Origin of the sequence: Mesorhizobium sp. M2A.F.Ca.ET.037.01.1.1 (assembly GCF_003998075.1) — a bacterium.
GTDB lineage: Bacteria > Pseudomonadota > Alphaproteobacteria > Rhizobiales > Rhizobiaceae > Mesorhizobium.
In genome coordinates, this window is the sequence record NZ_RZSA01000238.1 from 1 (window position 1) to 7,572 (window position 7,572).

Here is a 7,572-nt window from a genome sequence, read left to right on the forward strand (position 1 = left end):
GCGCCAGGACGACCATCGGGATCTGGCGGTCGACGGAGCCGAAGCGCCAGTCGGCGATCGGCAGCGTGAACCGACGGGTGAGGAAGTGAACAAGGATGTTGATCGGCCTATCGCCGTCGACCTCCACAAAGGGCAGCATTGGCCGCCTCGAGGCGATGCATTCCTCCTCACCGTCATCGCCGGTGACGATCATGCCTATGTGATAGTAGCCGCGGTGCTGGTGGTCCTCCCACACATAGCCGACGCCGCGACCGACAGAGGTCTCGCCGTCTTCAGGATCGTAGATGAAAAGCGACTGTTCGAAGCTCGGCAGTTGCCATTTCGACGTGAAGGCCAGCGCGGCGCCGATGCCTCCCAAATCGGACACGATGTCCGAATTGAGCCCGGACCGGGCAAGCTGCATCAGCCGGCGCGCGCGGCGTTCATGGATGTTGGCGCGACTGAGGAACGGCAACCACTGACCATGCTCGCAGGCAACCTTTGCCGTGACAAGCATCTGGCCGGCGTCGAGCGCCCTGGAAACGCTTGTGCGCTCCGCCGTGTCCGATTCTGCCGCAGCTTGGCGCACTTGCTCGGCGAGATCGGCGAGGCTGTTGGACAGCAAATCGGCACTGTTCAGTTTTCCTTGAAAATGAGCAGGATTACCGCTATTTTCCTGAACACTTGAGCTGCTTGAGAAGTCCCCCGCAACGCCCGTCGATTGGTCCTCGGCGGGCGTTCGCTTTTCAGGATGTGCCATCGTCGACACCTCCGCTTCGCACAAGATTGGCCAGCCGGATGGCTTCGATCGCCTCGGCCGTCGTCATCGGGAACTGCGACTTGAGCCACGGCACCGCCGCATGTCCGCGCTGCTCCGCAGGCACTTCGACCAGGCGTCGAGCGCCCAGCGAAATGACCTCCGAGTGTTCGTGATCGAGGCCGGTCATTCTGGGCCTCCGTCGCGCATCCAAGCCGTTGCATCCCGAAGGATCATTGGGCCGGGGTCTTCCTGGAAGATCACCCTCGAGGCGCCGACCTGGACGAAATACACCTCATCCGGTGAGAGACCTGCCAAGAACGGGGTCTGACTGGCGAAGTCATCGAACCCCAAGCACAGTCTATCTGCTGCGTCCTCGTCGTCGCGGCAGCCAATGAACAGCATGAAGCCGACAACGCGCTCGATCAGCGGAGCGTACTTGCCGGGGTTCGAACACATCGACTGCCAGGCCTTGGCGTCGGGCTCCCAGCGCGTTTCTGAGGGTGAGAGGTCGATCCGTTCCATCAGGCGGCGGCCCTCCGAACGAACCGAGCAGCGAGATGCCGGCAATAATCGGCACGGGGATATTTGACGGTTTTGCCGGTCAGTCGAACAAACTCAGGACCCGTCCCGCGGTGGCGAGCTTTCTTGACTGCGCCAAGCTCGACGCCTTGGATCGACGCTAAGTCGGCAGGAGAGAAAAAAGCGGGTAGGGTTTCGTCGGTCGCGAGAGCTTCATAGAGCGCAACGCCGCTAAGACCGGATGCTGCCCAGAAGCTTAGCCGGGCATTGAACGCCCGGGCGGTATCAGTCGGTTCCATTTCGTCGCCTTTCGGGTTGTTGAGGCGACTGGAAAATCAAACCAACGAGTGGCTAGAACACTACGGGTTTCTAAGAAAGTCTCCGCATAGGAGCGCACAGCGGCGAATTTCTGGCTCGAACTCTTCCTCCGTAAAGGCGCCGATCTCCTTCACGAACTTCTCATACGTGTCCACTTGGTAGGCGGCGAGGTTGCCAGCCTCGACGTTTTTCCGGAAGCTCGTGAGCGTTGATTTGTCGATTTTTGCATACTTCGCCACATACGCATCTGCTTCGCGGACACCCAATTTTTTACGGTCGTGCATCACCGCAGAGCTTGCCGCCAAGAAGGCCATGGCGTGAACTTGGTTAGTAGGCTTCAGCGCGCCGCCTTTGCTATCTTGGCGTTCGCTGCGCACCCATGCATCTCTCAACTCTCCCATGCGACGCATGATCGGGAAGATCAATTCGGGATCTATACCGGTTTCGCTGAGGTAGCGGCGGACCAGCCCAAGCGTCTGATACTCATCACCGTTGGCGGTCATCAGCTCTGCGGCCAATCGCTCATGCCTAGCCAGGAGGGTCACAGCATCCTTAGCGCGTGTCGCAGCGAGGTCTGAGTCCTCCATCAGCGGAATTCCTTAACGTCCGCCGCCGGCTTCTGGAGCACGTTCATCGCGTCCGCAGCACGCTGGGCGCCACGCCGGCCAAGGCTCTCCGCTTTTGAGACATAGCGATTGGTCATCGCCAACGTCTTCCAGCCAAAAGCCTGCCGCAGCTCATGGGCCTCAGCGCCAGAGACTGCCGCCCATGTCGCGGCGGTGTGGCGCAGTCCGTGCGGCGTTATCTGATCGATACCAGCGGCGGTGCAGATCGAATGCAGGACCTCGCGAAGCCGCTTGTACGAAACGGGTTGCGAGCCCTTTCGCCCCGAAAATACGAAGCCGACACGATGTTCCTGCCGATCAATAAGGGTCGCGGCATCGGTCGAGAGTGCGCGGACAGAAGCGCCGCTCTTCGTGTCGGGAAGGCGCGCGACCAGCTTGGGCAGATCGACCATATCCCAGGTCAACAAGCGCGCCTCACTGACACGCCAGCCGGAGACCGTGAGGAACCGGATCAGGTCGCCGCAATCGCCCTCAATCTCGGCCAATGCCTTGACGAACTGGGGAAGGTCGCGCTCGTCGAGCCAATCGTCTCGAGCGGTTTCGGTGTTCTTTTTGATGCCTATGCACGGATTATCTTTCCGCCATCCGAGCTCGATTGCTCGACCCATCATGACGGACAGCACGGCCAAGGAGCGGTTGGCGTCGGTCGGGTTTGACCGCTTCCGACGGAAGAAGTCCCGGACCATTTCGCCAGTGATGTCGGCGACGCGCTTGCCCTTGAAATAGGGAAGGATGTTCCGCCTGATCCGGCCGCGGTAGTCCTTGCGGGTTTCGGGCTTCTTCGTAGCAATGTGCGACGTCTCGAAGTCGTCGACCAGATCCTCGAACGGAGGCTGTGCCTTTTTCACCGCTTTGGCAGCGGCAGGGTCGTCACCTTTCTCGATCGCCTGCAAGATCGCCAGTGCTTCTGCCTTCGCCTTCTCGGCGGGGAAGACGGAGAAGTCGCCGATGATGATCTTGCGACGCTTGCGCTTGCCGTCGCGCATCGGCAGCTCTTGGAACACGAGCCAGGTCTTAGAGGAAGACTTGCCATCGGCCTTGCGACGGAGCCGAAGCGCGAAACCTGAAAGCTTGCTGTCGCGGATGATCAGCTCGTCGCGGCCCGCCGGCAGCACGGCCGACTTGACGTAGTTGTCGGAAAGAATGGGCATGGTCGGGTCCCCTCTTGGGTAGCCGTGCGGGTACCCGCGACGTGTCTACGCTTGTCACCTTACGGGAACAAACGGGAACCGTAAACCCTCGGTCTTTCCTTTATTCACAACGGTTGCAGGCGATATGGATACCCAAGGGTGGACGCGCAGGAAATGACTTAAAATCCCTCGATCTCTGATCGTACGGGTTCGATTCCCGTCGTCCGCACCACCCTTTGCTCTTGAGCTTGGGGTGGCGGGCCACACTCTTCGCTCGAACTTCGGGTGGCGGCCCGCGAGCCGGGCAAAGGTTACGCGATCGAAAGCTTTTCCGTGCATCAAATGGTCGAGGCGCGTGGGGAAGAGCTTGGGATGTCGACGATCAAGGCGATTTTTCGCCACACCCCTGCCCCGGTCGTATTCGTCTGGCTGACGCTCAGTGCGGTTCTGAGCCTGCTCCTGTTGCTCGGCAACATGCCCAACGGCGACGTCGACGATCTCATGAAGCTGCATGAAATCAGGCATCTTCTGCACACAGGCAATCCGTTCGACAGAACGCTGACCGGTATCGCCCAGCCCGAGCCCATGATCTCGCACTGGCCCTGGATCGTCGATGCGCCCTATGCGTTGCTGGCCATCGCGCTGGCGCCTTTTGTCGGGATGGGAACTGCTTTATCCGCCGCCGCGTTCACCGTGCCGCTCCTGCTCCTCCTGGCCGCTTTAACCCTGCTTTTCCTCGTGATCAGGGAATTCGAGTTCGACCATCCAGGCGCGGTGCTGATCGTCGCCGCCTTCGCCGGGCTGCCCGCGCTTTCGGAATTCCAGCCCTGGCGCATCGACTACCACAACCTGCAGATGCTCATCCTCCTGGGGGCGGTGCTGCTGACGATCCGTGGCTCGCCGGTTGCCGCCGGATTGAACGGCGCCCTAATGGCTCTGTCCACCGCGATCAGCGCCGAAATGGCGCCGTTCCTTGCTCTTCCGGCCGGCTTCTACGCATTGGTATTCATCGCCGGAACGAAGGATGCAGGCAAGGACCTAGGGGCGTACGGTCTGGCGCTGGCGGCCGCCGGCATTGCCGCATTCTTTGTGGTCGTGGGACCCGACGCCTACAAAAGCGCCGCTTGCGACCGCTATTCGCTTTTGCACCTCACCGCGCTTGCGACTGCCGGCGCCGTGCTTGCAGGTGTCTCGCTGACCAGAGGAATTGGACGCTGGTACATACGCGCCCTGTGCCTTTTGGCCGGTGCTGGCGCGACCGCCGCGATACTTGTCTTCCTCTTCCCCCAATGCGCGGGCGGCCCGCTCGTCGGTCTCAGCGACTATGTTCGCGACAATTGGCTCTCCCGCATCGAGCAGGAACGCAGCATCTTCTTCAGCGCGGACTTTCTGGGCTCCGATCGTTTCGCACGGTTTTTCGTCGCCATTCTGGGCACGGCGGCGACATGCGTTTTGGCCATTTCCGCCTCGACAAGGAAGCGAGCCTGGTGGGTCTTGGCGGTCTTTTCGGCTGTCGGCCTCCTGTTGGGACTGCTTTATCTAAGATACCTGCGGTTTTTTCCGCTCTTCGTCGGCCCCGGGGTTGCCTTGCTCGTCCATCAGGGCATTCCAGCCAGCCTGCCGCTGAGGCGCTATTTCGCAGCCAGGTCGAGGGACGAGTTGCCGCGCGCCTGGCTTCTGGCCGCCCCGGGCGTGGCAGTCATTGCTGCTCTTCTTCTAACCTATCTGGTCTGGCCTCCCCGGGCTGCAAAGCTGCTTGGCGTCGACATCGCCAATGCCTGCGCGCAAGCCAGCAGCGGCCCGCATTTTATTTGGCCGAAAGGCGCGAGACTGTTCGCGCCTCCCGATATCGGGATCGCCGCTTTGGGGTCTCCTGAGGAACTCGACGTCGTGGCCGTCCCTTTTCACACATCGGCCAAGGGCATCGAGCGCGTCCTTAGATTTTTTGACCCGGCTACGTCCGACCCGACGCAGCTTCTCGATCAAACCAAGGCCACCCATGTCGCGGTCTGCCGTGTAGAGGAAACGGCCCTCCAGCCGGTCGAAGCCCGGTTTCCATTGGCCAGCCGGTTGGCCACGGGAAAGCCTCCGGAGTGGTTGACGGAATGCCCCTTTGCGGGGCCGCTGCGCATCTATCGATATCCAGCGTCGGGCGGCCCCGCCGGCCAGTGTCCTGCCATGGGCCAATGAGCCGTTGACGCGGTGATGCCCGTCAAGGCGCGATCGGGTTCAACTTCAAGTGCTGGATCAGGATGATCGTCTTGGCATCGACAATACGTCCATCGGCAATGGCGGCCAGCGCTTCGTCCAGTGGTATTTCCAGGACCTCGATGTCCTCGCCCTCCTCGGGCGCGCCGCCGCCGTCGGAAATACGGTCGGCCGGCGAATAGCGCGCGGTGAAGAACCAGAGCCGTTCCGTCACGCTGCCAGGGCTCATGAATGACGCGAACAGTCGCTCGATGTCCTTCAACCGGTAACCCAGTTCCTCCTCCGCTTCCTTGCGGATGGCGGTTTCGGGATCGTTTTCGTCGAGCAGCCCGGCGCAGGCCTCGATCAGCGGCTCGCGGTGACCCACGGCGTAAGCCGGGAAGCGGAATTGCCGCACCAGGAGCACGGTCGAGCGCTGCGGATCGAACGGCAGGATCACCGCGCCGTCGCCGCGATCATAGGTCTGGCGGATCTGCGTCTCCCACCGCCCGTCGCGGCGGCGGTAGTCGAGCACTGTCTTCTTCAGCACCGCCCAGTCGTCCGAAAGGACCTCTTCGGAACGGATGCGAATGCGATCTTCCATGACGATCTCCTTGATGGTGGCAAAGGGGTAGCGACGAAAGCGCCTCTACGCAATCCGGGAAACCGACTGGTCCAGCGGCAGTTTCACCGGCTCGTGTCTGGCGTGACGCGCCACGACTGCCTAGATAGCGGTATCTCTCCAGGAGCCCGCTTCATGACGTCATCGCTTTTCCAGCCGATCACCCTCGGCGACCTCACCTTCCCCAATCGCATCGCGGTCGCCCCCATGTGCCAGTATTCGGCCGAGGACGGCTCGGCCAGCGACTGGCATCTCCATCACTGGATGAACCTGGCAATGTCGGGCGCCGGCATGGTCACCGTCGAGATGACCGATGTCGAGCGGCGCGGGCGCATCACGCATGGCTGCCTCGGCCTCTATTCGGACGACAACGAGGCTGCCGCCAAGCGAACGCTCGACGCCGCCAGGCGCGTCGCCGCGCCCGGCACGAAGTTCGGCGTCCAGCTTGCCCATGCCGGCCGCAAGGCCTCCAACCGCAGACCCTGGGAAGGCGGCGGTCCGCTGCAGCCCGGCGAAGATCCCTGGCAGACCGTTTCTGCCTCCGCCATTGCCTATGACACGAGCTGGAATGTGCCGCACGCGTTGGAAGAGGACGAGATCCTGGAGCTCATCGCGCGTTTTGCGCAGTCGGCCGTGCGCGCCGAACGCGCCGGCTTCGATTTCGCCGAGCTGCACGCCGCGCACGGCTATCTGATCTTCCAATTCCTCTCGCCGCTCTCCAACCAGAGGACGGACCGTTGGGGCGGGTCGTTGGAGAACCGCATGCGCTTCGCGGTCGAAATCGCCAGGGCGGTGAGGAAGGCCGCCCCGTCCATGATGCTGGGCGCGCGCCTTTCGGTGAAGGAATGGGTCGACGGCGGTTTCGACGTCGAGGACGCGATCGAGGTGGCCAAGGCGCTGAAGGCCGAGGGCATCGCCTATATCTGCTGCTCCAGCGGCGGCAATTCGCCCCTGCAGCAGGTGCCGCCCGGCCCCGGCTACCAGGTGCATCTGGCGGAGGCCGTGCGCAAGGGCGCCGGCATTCCGACGCGCGCCGTGGGGCTGATCGACGATCCGAGCCAGGCCGAGGCGATCGTCGCCGGTGGTCGTGCCGACATGGTGGCGCTGGCCCGCGCCTTCCTCGCCGACCCGCGCTGGGGCTGGCGCGCGGCGGCTGCCTTCGGCGAGGAAATCCATCCGGCGCCCCAGCTGGCGCGTTCGGTGACGACCATGCGGCATTGGATGAAGGCCGCCGGCTAGGGCAATTCCAGGAAAAGTGCGACGCGGTTAGGCTCGGCGACTTCGCCGTAGCCTTCCGTCCGGAATTGCGTCAAAACGAAACCGGAAATCACAGGGGGGTCCTGAGACGTTTGGGCGCAGGATCCTCGCCACAACTGCAACCAATTTGGCCGCTTTACGTTGGCGGCCATGATAGACAGCAAACCTTTTGAG

General features: G+C 62.4%; 10 protein-coding genes. 2 read left to right on the plus strand and 8 right to left on the minus strand.

Annotated features, from left to right (window positions below):
- The 6 genes from EOA27_RS14165 to EOA27_RS14190 all read right to left on the minus strand — a co-directional run.
- Positions 1–763, minus strand: a 763-nt coding sequence (locus tag EOA27_RS14165) for a hypothetical protein (protein ID WP_145970348.1), incomplete at its 3' end; no start/stop codon positions are given.
- Positions 726–926: a hypothetical protein gene (locus EOA27_RS14170; RefSeq protein ID WP_127256530.1), complete on the minus strand. Its 201-nt coding sequence runs from the start codon at positions 924–926 to the stop codon at positions 726–728. The genes EOA27_RS14170 and EOA27_RS14165, both read right to left, overlap by 38 nt.
- Positions 923–1,261, minus strand: coding sequence for a hypothetical protein (locus EOA27_RS14175; RefSeq protein WP_127256532.1), 339 nt, complete (start codon positions 1,259–1,261; stop codon positions 923–925). The genes EOA27_RS14170 and EOA27_RS14175 overlap by 4 nt, the downstream gene beginning before the upstream one ends.
- Positions 1,261–1,557 (minus strand): hypothetical protein, encoded by a 297-nt coding sequence (locus EOA27_RS14180; RefSeq protein ID WP_127256534.1) that lies wholly within the window; start codon positions 1,555–1,557, stop codon positions 1,261–1,263. Before EOA27_RS14180 ends, EOA27_RS14175 begins: the two co-directional genes overlap by 1 nt.
- 60 nt (positions 1,558–1,617) lie before the next feature.
- Complete coding sequence (locus EOA27_RS14185) at positions 1,618–2,079, minus strand: hypothetical protein (RefSeq protein WP_127256536.1); 462 nt, start codon at positions 2,077–2,079, stop codon at positions 1,618–1,620.
- An 83-nt stretch (positions 2,080–2,162) separates the two neighbouring features.
- Positions 2,163–3,353 carry a site-specific integrase gene (locus EOA27_RS14190; protein WP_127256538.1) on the minus strand — a complete coding sequence of 397 codons (1,191 nt, stop codon included), beginning with the start codon at positions 3,351–3,353 and terminating at the stop codon, positions 2,163–2,165.
- A 264-nt stretch (positions 3,354–3,617) separates the two neighbouring features.
- Here EOA27_RS14190 and EOA27_RS14195 point away from each other — a divergent pair, with 264 nt between their 5' ends.
- A complete protein-coding gene (locus tag EOA27_RS14195) occupies positions 3,618–5,522 on the plus strand; it encodes a hypothetical protein (protein ID WP_126082423.1) in 1,905 nt (634 codons plus the stop codon).
- A 22-nt stretch (positions 5,523–5,544) separates the two neighbouring features.
- Here EOA27_RS14195 and EOA27_RS14200 read toward each other — a convergent pair whose 3' ends face one another.
- The gene (locus EOA27_RS14200; RefSeq protein ID WP_126060542.1) at positions 5,545–6,123 is read right to left on the minus strand and encodes an NUDIX domain-containing protein; all 579 of its coding nucleotides are present in this window, start codon (positions 6,121–6,123) and stop codon (positions 5,545–5,547) included.
- A gap of 153 nt (positions 6,124–6,276) precedes the next feature.
- On the opposite strand from EOA27_RS14200, the gene EOA27_RS14205 reads away from it, so the two are divergent.
- Complete coding sequence (locus tag EOA27_RS14205; RefSeq protein WP_126082422.1) at positions 6,277–7,380, plus strand: NADH:flavin oxidoreductase/NADH oxidase; 1,104 nt, start codon at positions 6,277–6,279, stop codon at positions 7,378–7,380.
- Here EOA27_RS14205 and EOA27_RS41515 read toward each other — a convergent pair.
- On the minus strand, positions 7,377–7,572 hold a 196-nt coding region (locus tag EOA27_RS41515; RefSeq protein ID WP_210214149.1), incomplete at its 5' end, for a hypothetical protein. The two genes, EOA27_RS14205 and EOA27_RS41515, sit on opposite strands and share 4 nt — an antisense overlap.

What these genes read in the sequence shown, in the direction of transcription:
- EOA27_RS14170 (WP_127256530.1), bottom strand. Translation starts at nt 926, where the DNA reads ATGACCGGCCTCGATCACGAACACTCGGAGGTCATTTCGCTGGGCGCT.
- EOA27_RS14175 (WP_127256532.1), bottom strand. Translation starts at nt 1,261, where the DNA reads ATGGAACGGATCGACCTCTCACCCTCAGAAACGCGCTGGGAGCCCGAC.
- EOA27_RS14180 (WP_127256534.1), bottom strand. Translation starts at nt 1,557, where the DNA reads ATGGAACCGACTGATACCGCCCGGGCGTTCAATGCCCGGCTAAGCTTC.
- EOA27_RS14185 (WP_127256536.1), bottom strand. Translation starts at nt 2,079, where the DNA reads ATGACCGCCAACGGTGATGAGTATCAGACGCTTGGGCTGGTCCGCCGC.
- EOA27_RS14190 (WP_127256538.1), bottom strand. Translation starts at nt 3,353, where the DNA reads ATGCCCATTCTTTCCGACAACTACGTCAAGTCGGCCGTGCTGCCGGCG.
- EOA27_RS14200 (WP_126060542.1), bottom strand. Translation starts at nt 6,123, where the DNA reads ATGGAAGATCGCATTCGCATCCGTTCCGAAGAGGTCCTTTCGGACGAC.
- EOA27_RS14205 (WP_126082422.1), top strand. Translation starts at nt 6,277, where the DNA reads ATGACGTCATCGCTTTTCCAGCCGATCACCCTCGGCGACCTCACCTTC.